This is a genomic window from Psychrobacter sp. UBA3962, from assembly GCF_002385225.1.
Classification (GTDB): Bacteria; Pseudomonadota; Gammaproteobacteria; order Pseudomonadales; family Moraxellaceae; genus Psychrobacter.
In genome coordinates, this window is sequence record NZ_DGDC01000020.1 from 139,098 (window position 1) to 154,625 (window position 15,528).

General features: G+C 41.7%; 11 protein-coding genes. 8 read left to right on the forward strand and 3 right to left on the reverse strand.

What is annotated here, in order from left to right; genetic code table 11:
* Nucleotides 1-219 precede the first annotated feature (219 nt).
* Nucleotides 220-1,518 carry a histidinol dehydrogenase gene (gene hisD / locus B3S92_RS05415; protein ID WP_296203540.1) on the forward strand — a complete coding sequence of 433 codons (1,299 nt, stop codon included), beginning with the start codon at nucleotides 220-222 and terminating at the stop codon, nucleotides 1,516-1,518.
* A 191-nt stretch (nucleotides 1,519-1,709) separates the two neighbouring features.
* Nucleotides 1,710-2,804: a histidinol-phosphate transaminase gene (gene hisC, locus B3S92_RS05420; RefSeq protein WP_296203544.1), complete on the forward strand. Its 1,095-nt coding sequence runs from the start codon at nucleotides 1,710-1,712 to the stop codon at nucleotides 2,802-2,804.
* 84 nt (nucleotides 2,805-2,888) lie between these two features.
* Here the strand turns inward: hisC and B3S92_RS05425 are convergent, their stop codons facing one another.
* The gene (locus B3S92_RS05425) at nucleotides 2,889-4,517 is read right to left on the reverse strand and encodes an anthranilate synthase component I family protein (RefSeq protein WP_296203546.1); all 1,629 of its coding nucleotides are present in this window, start codon (nucleotides 4,515-4,517) and stop codon (nucleotides 2,889-2,891) included.
* A 300-nt stretch (nucleotides 4,518-4,817) separates the two neighbouring features.
* On the opposite strand from B3S92_RS05425, the gene B3S92_RS05430 reads away from it, so the two are divergent.
* The 3 genes from B3S92_RS05430 to B3S92_RS05440 all read left to right on the forward strand — a co-directional run bounded on the left by B3S92_RS05430 (nucleotide 4,818) and on the right by B3S92_RS05440 (nucleotide 8,413).
* Nucleotides 4,818-6,080, forward strand: a complete 1,263-nt coding sequence (locus B3S92_RS05430) for an EcsC family protein (protein WP_296203550.1) — start codon at nucleotides 4,818-4,820, stop codon at nucleotides 6,078-6,080.
* Nucleotides 6,081-6,355: 275 nt separating this feature from the next.
* A complete protein-coding gene (locus B3S92_RS05435; RefSeq protein ID WP_028857892.1) occupies nucleotides 6,356-6,634 on the forward strand; it encodes a type B 50S ribosomal protein L31 in 279 nt (92 codons plus the stop codon).
* Between the two features lie 345 nt (nucleotides 6,635-6,979).
* A complete protein-coding gene (locus B3S92_RS05440; protein WP_296203555.1) occupies nucleotides 6,980-8,413 on the forward strand; it encodes a DUF4041 domain-containing protein in 1,434 nt (477 codons plus the stop codon).
* A gap of 73 nt (nucleotides 8,414-8,486) precedes the next feature.
* Here B3S92_RS05440 and murJ read toward each other — a convergent pair whose 3' ends face one another.
* Entirely contained in the window at nucleotides 8,487-10,037 is a 1,551-nt protein-coding gene (murJ, locus tag B3S92_RS05445) for a murein biosynthesis integral membrane protein MurJ (RefSeq protein WP_296203556.1), read from the reverse strand.
* Between the two features lie 210 nt (nucleotides 10,038-10,247).
* Between murJ and B3S92_RS05450 the strand changes: the two genes are divergently transcribed.
* A complete protein-coding gene (locus B3S92_RS05450) occupies nucleotides 10,248-11,189 on the forward strand; it encodes an HpcH/HpaI aldolase/citrate lyase family protein (RefSeq protein WP_296203558.1) in 942 nt (313 codons plus the stop codon).
* A 29-nt stretch (nucleotides 11,190-11,218) separates the two neighbouring features.
* On the opposite strand, the gene ampD is transcribed toward B3S92_RS05450, so the two are convergent.
* Entirely contained in the window at nucleotides 11,219-11,836 is a 618-nt protein-coding gene (gene ampD / locus B3S92_RS05455) for a 1,6-anhydro-N-acetylmuramyl-L-alanine amidase AmpD (protein WP_296203560.1), read from the reverse strand.
* A gap of 180 nt (nucleotides 11,837-12,016) precedes the next feature.
* Here ampD and B3S92_RS05460 point away from each other — a divergent pair, with 180 nt between their 5' ends.
* Both B3S92_RS05460 and B3S92_RS05465 read left to right on the forward strand, forming a co-directional pair.
* Nucleotides 12,017-14,035, forward strand: a complete 2,019-nt coding sequence (locus tag B3S92_RS05460) for a DUF4105 domain-containing protein (RefSeq protein ID WP_296203561.1) — start codon at nucleotides 12,017-12,019, stop codon at nucleotides 14,033-14,035.
* Nucleotides 14,036-14,141: 106 nt separating this feature from the next.
* Nucleotides 14,142-15,428, forward strand: coding sequence for an esterase/lipase family protein (locus B3S92_RS05465; RefSeq protein WP_296203565.1), 1,287 nt, complete (start codon nucleotides 14,142-14,144; stop codon nucleotides 15,426-15,428).
* Nucleotides 15,429-15,528: the final 100 nt, after the last annotated feature.

Below are 15,528 nucleotides of genomic sequence, written 5' to 3' on the forward strand. Positions count from 1 at the left end.
TGCGAGTTAATATAAAAAATGAAGATAAAAATAACTTATATTTAATCTGTCAATTGATAAAATCGATTGGTTTGCATGTTAAACTGATAATATACCCATTAACCTTTAATGCTATATAACCTTCAAGTTTTATCCGAGCTGTGCAATCAATTCTTTAATTTATATTAGACATAACATTCAATATTATATTTTATTACCGTTATTCTCTCGAGGACATCCATGCGTATTTTGACCAGTGCCGATGCTAATTTTGACCAACAACTAACTGAGTTGCTTGCTTTTGAAACTGTGAATGATAAAGATTTGCTAGAGGCTGTGGACGCTATTATCCATCAGGTACGTCAAACTGGAGATGAAGCAGTACTAAAGCTGACGCAAAAGTTTGATTCGCACCCTGCAGCTTCTATGCAAGACTTGGTGCTGACTCAAAATGAGCTTAAAGCCGCCTACGATGCGCTAGAGGAGTCTATTAAATCTGCCTTAGACACAGCTGCAGACCGTGTTAAAAGCTTCCACCAACGTCAGGTGCAAGAAACTTGGGAATATACCGATGATCTAGGCAACCGTTTGGGTCAGAAAGTAACGCCTTTAGATCGCGTTGGTATTTATGTACCTGGAGGGTTAGCTTCTTATCCATCCTCAGTGTTAATGAATGCCATTCCAGCAAAAGTCGCTGGAGTCACTGAAGTCATTATGGTGGTGCCAGCGCCAAAAGGGGAGCTTAACCCATTGGTATTGGCTGCAGCTTACCTGTCAGGGGTGGATAAAGTATTCACTATTGGCGGTGCTCAAGCAGTGGCTGCTTTGGCTTATGGTACCGATACCATTCCGCAAGTAGATAAGATTACGGGACCGGGTAACAAATATGTGGCTGCGGCGAAAAGAGCGGTATTTGGTCAAGTCGGTATTGATATGATTGCTGGGCCTTCTGAAGTTTTGGTGTATGCTGAAGGGGAAAAAGAGGATAATGCCGATTGGCTGGCAATGGACTTATTGTCCCAAGCTGAGCATGACACGGTCGCACAGTCTATTTTTGTCACCACCAGCGAAGAGCAACTACAAGCGGTCGAGCAGGCCATTGAAAAAGCATTAGCACAGTTGCCAAAAGCAGATATTGCTCGTCAGTCGTTGCAAAATCGAGGGGCTTTAATTTTAGTGAAAGATCGTGCGGAAGGGTTACAAGTTATCAATCGCGTCGCTCCTGAGCATTTGGAGCTGTCTTTGGACAATCCAGATGAGCTTATTGCCGATATTCGTCACGCCGGTGCTATCTTTATGGGCCGTCATACCCCTGAGGCCATTGGTGACTACTGTGCTGGGCCCAACCATGTGTTACCCACATCAGGGACAGCGAGATTTTCTTCACCATTGGGGGTCTATGATTTCCAGAAGAAGTCTTCTTTAATTTATTGTACAAAAGAAGGCTCTAAGCCCTTAGCCCGAGTAGCAGATACGCTAGCTATGCAAGAAGACTTAGAAGCACACGCGCGCTCAGCCCGTTATCGCAGTGAGCCCTAAAATTAGTAGGCTCCTTGCTAGGTACTGCTATTTAATGTAAGCGACACTAGCTGACGTATGAACACGATAACTTCGCTATTTTTCAATGAATGTTATCGTTTACCAGCCAGCAGCGTGATAAGATAAGTTATTGTATTACTCTACATATACTAATAATAAGTTATAAAGACTATTAATAAGTGATAAAGACTATGGAATTTAAATTAGATACTCGATTGTGGTCTACCAAAGCCCGTAACTTGAACCCTTATGTGCCGGGTGAGCAGCCCAAGCATGATAATCTATGCAAACTAAATACCAATGAAAACCCTTTTCCGCCTTCACCTAAAGTGGCAGAAGCTATTTCAGAGGCTTTGAGCAATCAAGCGGATCAATTGCGTTTGTACCCAGCTCCTGAATCTGATGACTTAAAGCAGGCCTTAGCCGAAGCTTATAAGTTACAGGTAAATCAAGTGTTTGTAGGCAATGGCTCTGATGAAGTATTGGCTTTGGTGTTCGCTAGCTTTTTCCTAAAAGAGCGTCCTTTGCTATCGCCTGATATCAGCTATAGCTTTTATCCTGTCTATGCAGATACCTTTGGCGTTGAGTTGGTGAGTATACCTCTGAGGGAAGACTTTAGTATCGAAACTAACGATTACCGTCAGCCTTGCTCAGGCATTATTATTGCCAACCCCAATGCTCCTACAGGCATCTTATTGTCATTAGAAGCTATTGATAAATTGGCTACTGAGCACCCAAATGCTGTGGTGGTCATTGATGAGGCTTATATTGACTTTGCTGATCAGGCAGAGGTGTCAGCCATTAGTTTGATCGATAAGCATGATAACTTATTGGTCACTCAGACTTTCTCAAAGTCTCGCTCATTAGCCGGTCTGCGCGTGGGTATGGCATTTGGTAATCCATCTTTGATTGAAGCCCTAACCCGCATGAAAAACAGCTTTAACAGCTATCCTCTAGATCGTCTGGCGCAAGCTGGAGCATTGGCTAGTGTGAAAGATGTGGCCTATTTTGATGAGACTTGCCAAAAGGTTATTGAGCTACGTCAGCAACTAATCAGTGATTTGTCTGAGTTAGGTTTTAGTGTACTACCCTCGCAAGCGAACTTTGTGTTTGCCCGTCCAGAGCAGGGAGATGCTGGTGAGATTGCCCAAGCTTTGCGTGAGCAAGGGGTGATTGTTCGTTATTTTAATCAGCCAAGAATCAGTGACTACTTACGTATCACCGTAGGGACGGCAGAACAAAATAAACGCCTGATTGATGCGCTAAAACAAAGAGTATCTGCTTAAGTTTTTTTGCTAAAAGGGTTAAATAAAAAGGTCAGAATTAATTCTGACCTTTTTTTATTCAACGATTTATTAAGCTTTGGTTCATTAAGCTTTAGGATCTAAGATAGCCAAGAGGTTACCGACTTTATCATGGCACTCTTGATACTCAGAGTCACAGTTTGAGCCTACAGTAATTCCGCCGCCTGCCCATAGCGAGACTTGACCTTCTGAGTCTGCTTGTAGCGAGCGAATAAGGACGTTCCACTGACCTGTGCCATCAAAGTTTAAGAAACCCAAAGTACCGCAATAGGCCCCTCGGGGAGCAACCTCTAACTCACTAATGATTTCAACCGCTCTTTTCTTTGGGGTGCCGGTGATGGACCCTGCAGGCAAGCTATTAAATAAGACGGTCAACGGATGATGCTCTTCTTTGATAATGGCAGTAACGGTGCTGACCATATGATGCACATTGCTAAAGCTTTCAATAGCAAATAGTTTGGGCACTTTAACGCTACCTACTTCTGCATATTTTCCCAAATCATTACGTAATAAATCGACAATCATCACATTTTCAGCTTTGTCTTTTTCACTTTGAGCCAGCTGCTGTTTCAGCTGTTCATCTTGTTCTTTAGTAGCACCTCGCGGTAGAGTGCCTTTAATCGGCTTAGTAATAATTTGCGATTGGCTAGGCTGTGTTGGGTCATGGACTTCGGTTTTATTAAACAACACAAATAACTCTGGTGAGCAGCTTAGAAGCTCAAATTCGAGATGAAATGAAGGGTCGGAGTTGGCTGTGATTTTAGATAGCGAATTATGAGCTGGGTCGTGAGTCAGGGCTAAATACCCAGCAAAGGGGGATCTGGTGTTTTGATGCAAATCAGGCAAATAATCTACCAAAGAGGGGTTTTGGTCAAAGTTATATGCTGATAGAGCGCAATCAGCTGAAGTCGCCAATGTGCCTTGCCATTTTTGAGTCAGGTTAATTTGATAACTATCACCTTGATATAAGTACTGCTGCGTTTGCTTGAAAGCTTGTGCGTATTGTTCTGCACTCCATAAGGCGGTTAATGGCAGAGCGGGGGGTGACATAGAGTGTTGTAACAAATCTAATAGTTGTTCGTCAAACTGTTGTAGGTGGCAGACAATAGCGTCTTTAACAGCCTGAGGCGTAGAACTTTCAGTATGTACCTCCCATCCCTGTGTATCGCAAGGTTTTAGATACACATCGTAGTGTCCTAAAAAAGCACAAGGCTGGTTTGCCATTCCAATTTCTGGATTAGCCGCTAAGGCTCTGGCACCAATATCATAGCCGATAAACCCCATTAAGCCACTGTGATAAGCAGTATTCGAAGCATAAGGAGTGGGCGATAATTCAGAATTTTGTTGCTGCATCAGGCTTTGATTGCAGTAGTGCGTCAGCTCCTCAATCCAGCTTTGATAGTCAAGGGTATAGCGATTGTATTGAGCGTTAATAGTGTCAGACTCTTGACGAGAAGTCTTTAATATCTCAATATTTAAGTTAGACGCTTTTAAGGTAGGAGGAACTGGATCTAAGGTGTTATAAACAGTCCAAGAGGTTTTGGGCAATAGACCGATAACCTGTTGCCCTTCGTTATTAAGCCAGCAAGGATGCCAAGGCAAGTGCGACAGGCAACCTTGTTCAATGAAGTCTATCAGATGGGGCAGGAGCTGGTGAGCTGGCAAGTTATGAAAAGCAAAAGTGTGGTAAATCATAAACGCTCGATATCTTTAGCGAAAAACGCAAAATTTATTTATTATAAAGACAATAAGATAAGTTGAAGGGGCGGATAATAAGTTAGCAGTAGGCTATTTTACATTGTGCTAAAGCGCGATAACACTGTTTAAACTGATATCTTGCTCTTAATTACATAAAATGAAAGACAGTATTAATGTAATAGTTAATTTATCTTCAGGGTTTTTTATAATATTTAGTATTTAAAAGATATTAATAAACTAACAAAGAAAAGAGTATTTAAACCCATTAATTTATTCAATTTTTAGGAAAATTTTTTTATGGCTAACAAATCTAATAAGTCTAACACCAGTAAAAAAATCATTGATGGCGTTGATGCTGTAGGCCATGTAGCTCGCAGTGGTCTAGAGCGTTTTGGCGCACTGCTAGATAGTCTTAATGCTAAATCTGGTAAAGCCAGTCAATTCAAAGCGGTCGATTTGTCAGAGTATAAAGACAAAAATGTTAACAACCTGTTGAGTCAACAGACTCTAAAAACCTCACAGCAGTTGCTAGGTACTCGTTTTAGCACTTACAGCAAGTATGCCAAAAAAGTGGTACCAGACAGCATTTTCCAAAAAGCTTCTGATGGTGTATTTTCGCAAGTGGCTAAATTAGCAGCTACCTGGAGTGAAATTGACCTACCTCGCGAGCAGCGTTTCAAGGGGGTTCAAGGGTTAACAGATCAAGAGCGTAATGCCTTAGCGCGCGATATCGCCAACCAAAACCGAGCTTTAGCGACAATGGGCGGGGTAACGGGCTTAGCCGGTCTACCAGGTATGTTGGCCGATACTTTATGGTTATTGTTAGTGTCATTGCGTACAGTTTATCAGTTGGCTACGGTATATGATAAGCCATTAACGGGTAAGCAGGGCGTTAAGATGGCCTATGCGGTATTAGGCAGTGCGGATCTTAGTAAAATGCAAGAAAAGCAGACAATTTTAGCCGGCCTTGGTGTGGCTAAAGGTCTAGTGGCCAGTGCAGATAATAATGGTCTACGCAGCGAACTAACCAAAGGTCTAGGTATTGTTAATCCAAACGTACAGTTCTATGCTCAACAAGTGGACAAGCTAGCAGAGCAGTTTAACTTTGATATGGATAATATCAACCTAAGCTGGATAGGTAAGTTTTTACCCCTAGTATCAGTGGCCACTACGGTGCACTATAACAGTCATTTGATTGATCAGGTTATTGGCGTGGCAAAAGCTACATTTGGTCCGGAACCTATCGTGGCCAAACAAGCTTTGACTAATGGTGCTAAAGCTACTGAAACTGAAAAAGACGATAAATCAGATAGAAATGATAAGTCTGATGAAAAATCGGATAAAAATGCCGAAAAGACTGAGAGTAATGACGCTAAAGATACGGAAGTAAGCGACGAAGTTGCGGATCAATTCGGTGAAGAGCCTAAGGATCCAACCAAAGGCGCTGAAACTCAAGAGAGCTATGACTTTCATACAGAAAGTGATGACTCTTCAGAAGAAAATGTTGAATCAAAGTCTGAAGCTGATTCTAGTAAAAATCAGGCCAATAAAGACAGCTAAGCCAGTTTTAACTTAATAGGCTAGAATGTTTTTCAGCTAATTATAGGGCGTGGTGCTAATGATTGATAAGGTAATTAACCTTTATTATCACCTTGCATCATGCTCTATAACTCTGTAAAATTACCGCCTTAACTTCCCGCTGAGGAAGGCTAGAATAGCAGGGGGTTGGTGTTATGTGCTGGAATGAGCCAGTGATATGATGGCTAACCACTAATGCGTTTAGTGCCTCAGTTACGTACAGCCCAGCTGTATATCGGACACAGAGAGAATTTATTATGCGTAAAGATATCCATCCAGAGTACAAAGAAGTATTATTCCACGACACTAACGCTGACGTGTTCTTCTTAACTCGTTCAACAGCTAAAACTAAAGCTACTCGTGAGTATGAAGGTAAAGAATATCCTTACTACCCACTAGATATTTCTAGCGCTTCACATCCTTTCTACACTGGCGAACAACGTAAAACTTCTAACGAAGGTCGTGTTGCAAGCTTCAACAAACGCTTTGGCGCGTTTGGTGGCCGTAGCAAGGCTAAGAAAACTGACGCTGAATAATTTTTTTGATTATTTTGCTTTAAGTATTCTGCTTTAAGTTTAAGCAAAAGAACCACCGCACTCTTTATACGAGTTGCGGTGGTTTTTTTATGTCTAGGTATTCCTATCGCTTTTATACACTTAATATTATTAGAATCAGCCTGAGATAAAGACATAGCTGTTGACCTACCTTTGAAGTTTGAATGTATACTAAGCCAATACCAACTTTTATAAGAAATATTTAATAAATTATAGGTTAGATTTTTATAATCGACTTTATAAAGTTCGGTGGTTTATGAGGTTATAGTTTTCTTAGAAATAAGTTTATAGGAATAAAAAGTAGAAGTACTTTGAAGGTAGTCTGATATGAATAATAAAGATTTAGTAATTAAAATCATAGCCGTTTTAGGAATACTAGCTATTGCAATATATGCGCCTCAATTATTAGTTTTGATAGTAGGATATTTAGCGTACCAACTATCTAAAAAGGTCAAAGAATTATCTGAATTAAATCAAAAATATCAGGCAGTTGTTGCTGATTATTCAGAACTTTCAGAGCAACATTCTGAAGTTATAAATAGATATTCTAGAGTGATAGATATTGACTTAGCAGCAGATGAAGCTAAAGAAAAGCTTACTAAAACCACTAAAGATATTGAAGAGTTGCAACTTAGCTATAAACAAAAAAGATCAGTATATGACGATTTATTAAGTCGTATCGCTATTTATGATGAAACTCTAAAGTATGCAGAAATGGGCATGTATGAACCTCATTTTGATTTTGATACATCAGAGGCATTTAGAGACAAAATTAAAGAGGTCCGAGCAAAGCAAAAAGAGATGATCAAAGAGAAGACGGCCATTACTTGTAATATTGAATGGGAGGTAAGTGGTAGCCGAGCTGAAGGTCAGAAAATGACAAATCGGGGAATTCGTTTAACAGCAAGGGCTTTCAATAATGAGTGTGATGCTGCAATTGCTAACGTATCTTGGAATAATATTGAGCGAATGGAAAAGCGAATTGTTAAAGCGTACGAAGCTATTAACAAAATGAATGAGACCAATAAGATTTTTATATCTCCCTATTATTTGCAGCTAAAACTTGATGAACTACGCTTGGCGTTTGAGTATAAAGAAAAACGTCAAATAGAAAAAGAAGAGCAGGCTGAACTGCGTAGATTAGAGCGTGAGGAGGAGCAACTTAGAAAAGAAGCTGAAAGAGCATTAGCAGAAGAGAAAAAGCTTGAGGTTCTGTTAGATAAGGTGCAAGAAAAAGCACTACATTCTGAGGGTCCTGAGCTTGAAAGACTACAAGCAGAAATTGCTAAACTGGGTGATGAGCTCAAGGAAATGCAAAGAAAGCATGATAGAGTTAAAGCCATGGCAGAACAGACCAAACTTGGTTATGTGTATGTCATTTCCAATATTGGTTCTTTTGGTGAAAATGTCTATAAAATTGGAATGACCAGAAGGCTTGAACCAATGGATAGGGTTAAAGAGCTGGGCGATGCAAGTGTGCCATTCTATTTTGATGTACATGCCATGATTTTTAGTGAAGATGCACCAAGCTTAGAAGCTCAAATCCAGCGAGAGTTTGCTGACAGAAGGTTAAATTTAGTCAACTATCGAAAAGAGTACTTCAATGTTACATTGGAGGAAATTAAGCAGAAAGTTTGGGAGTTAAACCCTGATGTTGAGTTTTTTGATGAAGTAGAAGCAAGAGAGTTTAAAGAATCTGAAGAGATAAGAGCTATACGAAATGCCACTGCTATAGAAGATGAAATGCCTGAGGAAATCTAGGAACATAATAGTAATAAAAAACACCAGCTAAATAAGCTGGTGTTTTTTTATTGTGGTAATAGTAGGACTTTAATTATCCGTGTTTTAGCTGACGAGGACGGAAGCCTGATGCCAATAACACTACGGCGTATACGATTGCGCCCACGGCACAGATTAGCAGTAAAGCAAAGACACGATGCCACTGCGTATCATGAGTCGGGAAGTAAGGAAGCATCATATATAATGCCACCACCATTACTGCGCTGGAAATACCAAACTGAGCGAACAGTTTTTTCCACTGCGGACCGAAGCGAAATAAGTCACGCTTGTGCAGTAAATAGTACAATAAGCCAGCATTAACGAAGGAAGCAGCAGTGGTGGCTAAAGCCAATCCACCATGTAGTGGCAACTTAAAGTAGTAGAAAATACCGACAAAGATTAAGCTAAATATCATGTTGGCTATGACGGTAATTATACCTATTTTAACCGGAGTTTTGGTATCTTGACGGGCAAAGAAAGCAGGAGCAAAAATCTTAATCAACATAAAGCCCAAGATGCCTCCAGCCATGCTACGTAGTGCAAAGCCACTCATGTTTGCGTCTCGAAGTGCGAACTCTCCACGCATAAATAAAGTCTGCATTAGTACATCAGATAGCACAAATAGCGCACAAGCCGCAGGCATACCCACAACAATAATTAATCTTGCTGCCCAGTCTAAAGTCTTACGGAAGCTAACATCATCTTTTTTGGCTTCACTGGTGGATAAGCTAGGTAAGATGACAGTACCGATTGCTACCCCAATTAGACCCAAAGGCAGCTCAGTTAAACGCTCTGCTGCATATAACCAAGATACTGAACCGGTTATCATTAACGAGGCCAGAACGGTATTTAACAGTAGGTTGATTTGGGTAACGGATACTCCAAAAATGGCAGGCAACATCAGCTTTAGGATACGACGTACCCCTTCGTGCTGAAAATCGATTTTGGGTTTAACCAACAGTTTTTGCATATAAAGCTGGGGTAGCTGAATAAAGAACTGTAATAGACCTGCTATAGCAACGGCGTAACCCAGTGCCATAATAGGTTTATCAAACATAGGTGCAAAAATTAAGGCCCCAGCAATCATACTTAGGTTAAGTAGAACGGGAGCCACTGCAGGAGCAGCAAAACGACCATAGCTTTGCAAGATACTGCCGGCAAAAGCGGTCATCGAGATGAATAATAAGTAGGGGAAAGTTAACCGTAGCAGCTCAGTTGCCGTGTTAAACTTCTCAGGATCATCTGAAAAGCCTGGGGCAAATAAGGTGATTACCCAAGGGGAGGCTAACATTACCACGACCGTTAGCATCGATAAAATCATTAGCAAGGCACCTGAAGTGCGGCTAATTAAAATCTGTACTTCTTGCAGGGTGAAGCGCTCTTTGTACTCAGACAAGACAGGAACGAATGCTTGGCTAAAGGCCCCTTCAGCAAAAAGGCGACGTAGGAAGTTGGGTATCTTGAAAGCGACTAGGAAAGCATCCATCAGACCGCCGGCTCCGAACACACCCATTAACACCATATCACGTACAAGGCCTAATATACGTGAGAGCATGGTCATTGAGCTGACAATCATAGTCGAGCGAAACAGTTTACTTTTTGCCATGTAATCTCAATACCTGTGTATATTAAAATATTTTTAATGTGGTTTTTAAGGTTTCAAAAAAACTGGCAAATTATAGCATTATCTAGATAAGATAACGGGACTGGCTAGTGAAATTGTGATGGAAAGTAGCGCTTAGATGAATTTATAACTGTAATAAATAATCTGTGGTTTAAGCTGAGAGCTACTACTTAAATAGCAAAGGAATGGATAATGACTAACACAACTCCCTCAATGCTGATGGATGAACAAGATAAAAACTCTCTTAAAAAGTCGAGTGGATTTTGGGGGATGCCCCGCAGTTGGCTTTTTGTTCCAGCGACTAGGCCAGAGCGTTTTGATAAAGCGGTTAATAGTGGGGCTGATGCCGTCATTATCGATTTAGAAGATGCGGTAGAGTCAGCAGATAAGCCTCAAGCTCGAGATCATATTGCACAGTATGTGACACAATCTAATAACGATAAAATTAAGCCTACTGCTAAAGATGAAAACGTAAGGGCTAGTGGTTTATGGTTGCGACTTAATAATAATGTGCATCTAGCGGAGGATTTAGTGCTATGTGAGTCATTGGCTAGTTATGATGTTATTGAGGGGATTGTATTACCCAAAGTAACTAAGGCTGCACAAATTGAGTCCGTGTTTCAGTCATTAAAGTTGCCGATAGTGGCTCAGATAGAATCAGCTGTAGGAATCAGTCAGCTAGACGCCATTGCTCAAAGTGAGGGGTTAGTTGCCCTAAGTTATGGCCGGTTGGACATCAGTAATGAGCTTGATTTAACAGCGGGCTCAAAAGCAGAGCAAGATTTTTTTATACAACTACGGATTCAGATGCGTCTGATAAGTAAGCTTTATAATCTTTCAGCGCCGATAGAAAGTATTTATGCTGACTTTAAGGATATAGCGGCGATGGAGGCAACCGCAGGCTACGCGTCTGATTTAGGGTTTTCAGGGATGCTATGCATTCATCCGCTTCAGGTAGACATTGCTAACCGTGCTTTTAAAGCCAGTGAGAGTCAGCTGGCTTTTGCCAAAAAAGTGATCGAGCATTATCAACAAACCGGTGACAGTATTTTTGCCATTGAGGGGGTGATGGTTGATTTGCCAGTTATTTTGCAGTGTCAGAGACTATTACAGCAAATAAATTTGTCTAATTAATCTACCAGAAGCGGGGCATGGCCTTAGGTTTAAGCAGTAATTTGGCTAACTAGGTCGCGTAACTTATCCCATTCAAAGAAATCACCGGGATCAGTTTTTCGTCCTGGAGCAATATCACTATGTCCTGTTAGATGGCGATGTGTCTTGGGGTACGCTTGATATATAGCAGCGATCACATTGGCCAAAGCCGTGTATTGTTGCTCAGTAAAATGTTGGTGGTCGGAGCCCTCTAGCTCAATTCCAATACTATAGTCATTGCATTCAGGATTGCCAAGATAACTTGAGCGGCCGGCATGCCAAGCTCTGTCTTCAAAGTTTACCAGCTGAGTGACTTCGCCACTACGCTCAATAAATAGGTGAGCGGACACCTCCATACCTTCAATGGTTTTGAAGTAGGGGTGCGCTTCCCAGTCCAGAGTGTTGGTAAAAAAGGCTTTGACATAATGCAGCCCACTGGCATCTGTCTTTTCAAACTCATCAGGAGGCAAACTGATATTGTGAATTACGATAGCACTAATATCAGTCTCTTCTGGACGAGCATTAAAGTTGGGAGAGGCCAGCCAAGTCGCTTGGGTTAAGCGCCCTGATTGGATAGCTAATGGTTCAGGATTGGGAGCTGTTTCAGATTTGAAAAGTGTTTTTTTCATAAGTCATTATTTTATAAAAAGAAAGAAATGGGGCAGCTATATTTGCTGTCATAAGCGGTATTAAGCAGTCTAATATAGGTCGTAGTCAATGGCTTTAAGTGGGGGGCGTGTTATTATAAAGTCATTAGGCGACATTAGCTTGAGCCTGTTCATTATACGCAATTAATAATAGGGTAAACCATGTTATCTGACAAATCTGCTGTAATCCCAAAAACAGCCTGGTATGGCGTGAAAAAAACCGCCAATTATTTGGCCACGGCTAGCGTAATGGCCAGCTTGAGCTTAGGGGTATCTGCTTATGCTCAAGAGCCCAAGGCTGCCCAAAGCACAGACACTGACAGTAGCACTCTTCAATCAAATATCAGTGCTAATACGGCAGTGGCGGCTAATTCTGATCAGGCTCAATTAAAACAGCAACTAATCGCCTTGGCGAAACAAAAAAAACTGGCCACTCATCCCAGTTGGCTACGACTGCATTATTATCAAGAAACGGCTCATAAGAAACAGGGGCAAAGCCTGTCATCAGCCTATAAAAGTAAAATTAGCAATGCAGATTTCTTTATTAGTAAGGAAGGGAAGAGCGATCCTCAAGCAGAGCTAGAGGCTTTTATTACAGCCACAATTGAGCAGGGTAAAGATGGTAATGACAGTGTGGCCTGCCGTTTTCCAGCGCGCACTTATTGGTTGAAACAACAGCTAGGGTTAGAGCAGGTAAAATTTGATTGTCCTGATTTTGACACTTGGCTCCAAAAGCTTGATCCTAAAAAGTTGTCAGTAGTCTTCGCAGAGGAATATCCTGATCGCCCCGTCTCAGCCTTTGGTCATACCCTAATGTTGATTGATTCGGCAGCAAGCCTTGCTGACCCCAAAGCCATTGATAAGGCTCATGCCCTTAATGATACCGTGGCTGGCAACCCAGATGACTCTTTTATAATGTATGCTGTTAATTCTGCATTTGGCGGCTATCCCAACGATATTACTATTGAGCCTTATCCACAGAAGTTGGCAGATTATCTACAACAAGACAACCGAGATGTTTGGACTTATGAGCTGAAGCTAACGGATGCAGAAGTTGAGCAAATTATGCGTCACGTGTATGAGACCAAAGACTTAGAGCTGCCTTACTACTTTACGCTTGATAACTGTGCCTCGGAGATATTGCGTTATATTGATGTGGTCCGTCCTGAAGGTAATTTGCTTGACGAGTTTACTCTAGCTGTGGTTCCCTCAGATGTAATTCGTCTGCTGCAAAAAGAAGGCTTAATTAATCAACAAAGCTATTTTCCTGCTGATGCTACTTTAGCGCAGGCGAAGCTCAATAACCCGCAACTGACGAGTTTACCTAGCAGTAGTATTGATGCCAATCATCAGTTGGTTCCCACTCAATTAACCCCAGTTGATAATAACCCCCTAAATGCTCACTCATTGCAGCGTATTACCGTGGGTGCTGGCGCCCAAGATGACACCGGTTATTTAAGCTTGGCTTATCGCGGGGGATTTAATGGCCCACTAGATCGTCCCAGTGGCTATCCGCAGAACTTCCATCTAGAGGCAGGCATCGTCGAAATAAGAGCTTATGGTGATGATGAAAAAGACAAAGGCAACCATAATCGGCTTGAGCTTCAAGAGCTGACCATACTTCGAGGACGTTCCTTTAATCCTATAAATACCGCACGAAAAGGCGATTCATTATTATCGAGTTGGGGAGTTAACTTACAGGCCATTCAAGTCAAAGATGGCTCACATATGAACAATGATACTCGTAGTTCAGATCCAGACAGTAGCCACTTGGTTGGTAGCTTTGGCTATGAAAAAGGGATATCAGCCGCCTTTGGTAATCCTGAAGCAGGTTCAGGACAATTGCCGCCACATTTATGTTATGCCTTTGGTAACGGCTTGGCACAAGTAGGTAAGGGGCTAAGTAAGGGTTACCGAGTCGGTGCTGGCGTGAACCTAGGATGCCGCTATCAGTTGAACCATAACGCTCGATTAATAGGCGAGGTTCAGGTACCTTATTGGTATCACGGTAGCTCTGATAATGACCAAGTAAAAACCAGCTATTGGCAGCCCGTCTTGAGTCTAGGCGCGCAATATGACTTAGATAAAAACAAAGCCATTCGGATAAAGGGCAGTTATCAGCTCCAAGATAAAATTAATGGTCGTGAAGATGTGCAGCTGGCCTATGTGACCTATTTTTAAAGCGACGTCTCCATTTTAGGAGGCATGCTTTTGCTTACTTTTTTAAAGATAGGCATAGGCAGTGACACGTAGTAGTATAAAGTCTACCCATATGGAAGTGATTACTATGACCCAAACTATGCCCTCTAATAGCCAAGCTAAGAGTGATAATGAGCCATTACTAGCAGAGACTCTCTCTGTTTATGACTTTTTAGCGGGAATAAGTCAACTTAGCATACTTGGGGTGGTAGAGACCACCGCTCTTGTCGAGGCGATACACCGTGAAATCGTCCTGCGTCCTATTGGACTGCTAAACCATAAATATGGCGACTTTTGGCGTCACAGTATTAGCAGTCGAGTCTATGGCATGGTCAGAGGCATCACCTTGTTGGTGGGTCAAGGCTTGGCTTTTGCTATGCATAAATCCAACCATTTTCTGGGTCCTAAAACTAAGCAGCCCTTGCCAAATAGTTTACATCAATTGGTTGATGTTCTTAACGGGGTTATGGGCGATCATTTAGAGAATAAAAACAACCCGCTTGCCTTGCCAATGATGCTTTATAGAAGTGAAGGCCAACCTATAGCCAAATTAAATCAGGAGAGCCAAACCCAAGTTTTGTCAGGAAAAGTGGTTATTATTTTGCATGGTCTATGCATGGGTTATATCAATTGGCAACCGACTAATGAGCAGGGGCTAGGTCAGAGAATTGCAAAGGCGCAACCTGAGACTAGCGTGCTTTATCTTAATTATAATACCGGACGACGCATCTCAACCAATGGCCGTGAATTCTCAGCGTTATTACAGCAATTAACCGCTGCCCATCCAGACATTAGTGAAATTACTTTAATCGGTCATAGTATGGGCGGCTTGGTATCGCGTAGTGCGCTTTATTATGGAGAACAAGCCCAACAGCAGTGGGTAGAGAAAACCAAAAAGTTAATTACTTTGGGCACACCACATCATGGTGCGGTACTTGAGCGCATTGGTAACACTGTTCAGCAAACCATTAGCAAACTACCTTTTGCCGGATCCTTAGGTAAACTCGGAGATATACGCAGTACGGGTATTATAGATTTGCGTCACGGTAGTATCCGCGATGAAGATTGGCAGTCGCTTGCAACACGCAGTGTGTTGCCAGATAGTGAGCGTCACTTTACGCCTTTGCCTGAGCATATAGCGGCATATTTTTTGGCGGCAAGTTTAAGTGAAGAAGGAGATACTTCTAAAGTAAATTATTTGCTAGGAGATGGGCTGGTTAATATCCATTCGGCTTTGGGTGAACATATAGGCGATCATAGCTTGGATGTGCCCGAGGAGCACAAAGCAGTGTTCTATGGCATTGGCCATATGGCTTTGCTTAGCGATAAACGGGTTTTAGACCAAACGATTAACTGGCTACGAGAACCGTTATAAATTTAAGTGATAGTCAAAATATGACGCCCTCTAATTGTGTTATCCTTTAATACAGTTAAAACCGAATTGTAGAAAAACAAGATATTATAGTAAGGATAAA

Bases quoted from the DNA above. Each gene is read 5' to 3' on its own strand.
- hisD (WP_296203540.1), top strand. From the start codon at position 220: ATGCGTATTTTGACCAGTGCCGATGCTAATTTTGACCAACAACTAACT.
- hisC (WP_296203544.1), top strand. From the start codon at position 1,710: ATGGAATTTAAATTAGATACTCGATTGTGGTCTACCAAAGCCCGTAAC.
- B3S92_RS05425 (WP_296203546.1), bottom strand. From the start codon at position 4,517: ATGATTTACCACACTTTTGCTTTTCATAACTTGCCAGCTCACCAGCTC.
- B3S92_RS05430 (WP_296203550.1), top strand. From the start codon at position 4,818: ATGGCTAACAAATCTAATAAGTCTAACACCAGTAAAAAAATCATTGAT.
- B3S92_RS05435 (WP_028857892.1), top strand. From the start codon at position 6,356: ATGCGTAAAGATATCCATCCAGAGTACAAAGAAGTATTATTCCACGAC.
- B3S92_RS05440 (WP_296203555.1), top strand. From the start codon at position 6,980: ATGAATAATAAAGATTTAGTAATTAAAATCATAGCCGTTTTAGGAATA.
- murJ (WP_296203556.1), bottom strand. From the start codon at position 10,037: ATGGCAAAAAGTAAACTGTTTCGCTCGACTATGATTGTCAGCTCAATG.
- B3S92_RS05450 (WP_296203558.1), top strand. From the start codon at position 10,248: ATGACTAACACAACTCCCTCAATGCTGATGGATGAACAAGATAAAAAC.
- ampD (WP_296203560.1), bottom strand. From the start codon at position 11,836: ATGAAAAAAACACTTTTCAAATCTGAAACAGCTCCCAATCCTGAACCA.
- B3S92_RS05460 (WP_296203561.1), top strand. From the start codon at position 12,017: ATGTTATCTGACAAATCTGCTGTAATCCCAAAAACAGCCTGGTATGGC.
- B3S92_RS05465 (WP_296203565.1), top strand. From the start codon at position 14,142: ATGACCCAAACTATGCCCTCTAATAGCCAAGCTAAGAGTGATAATGAG.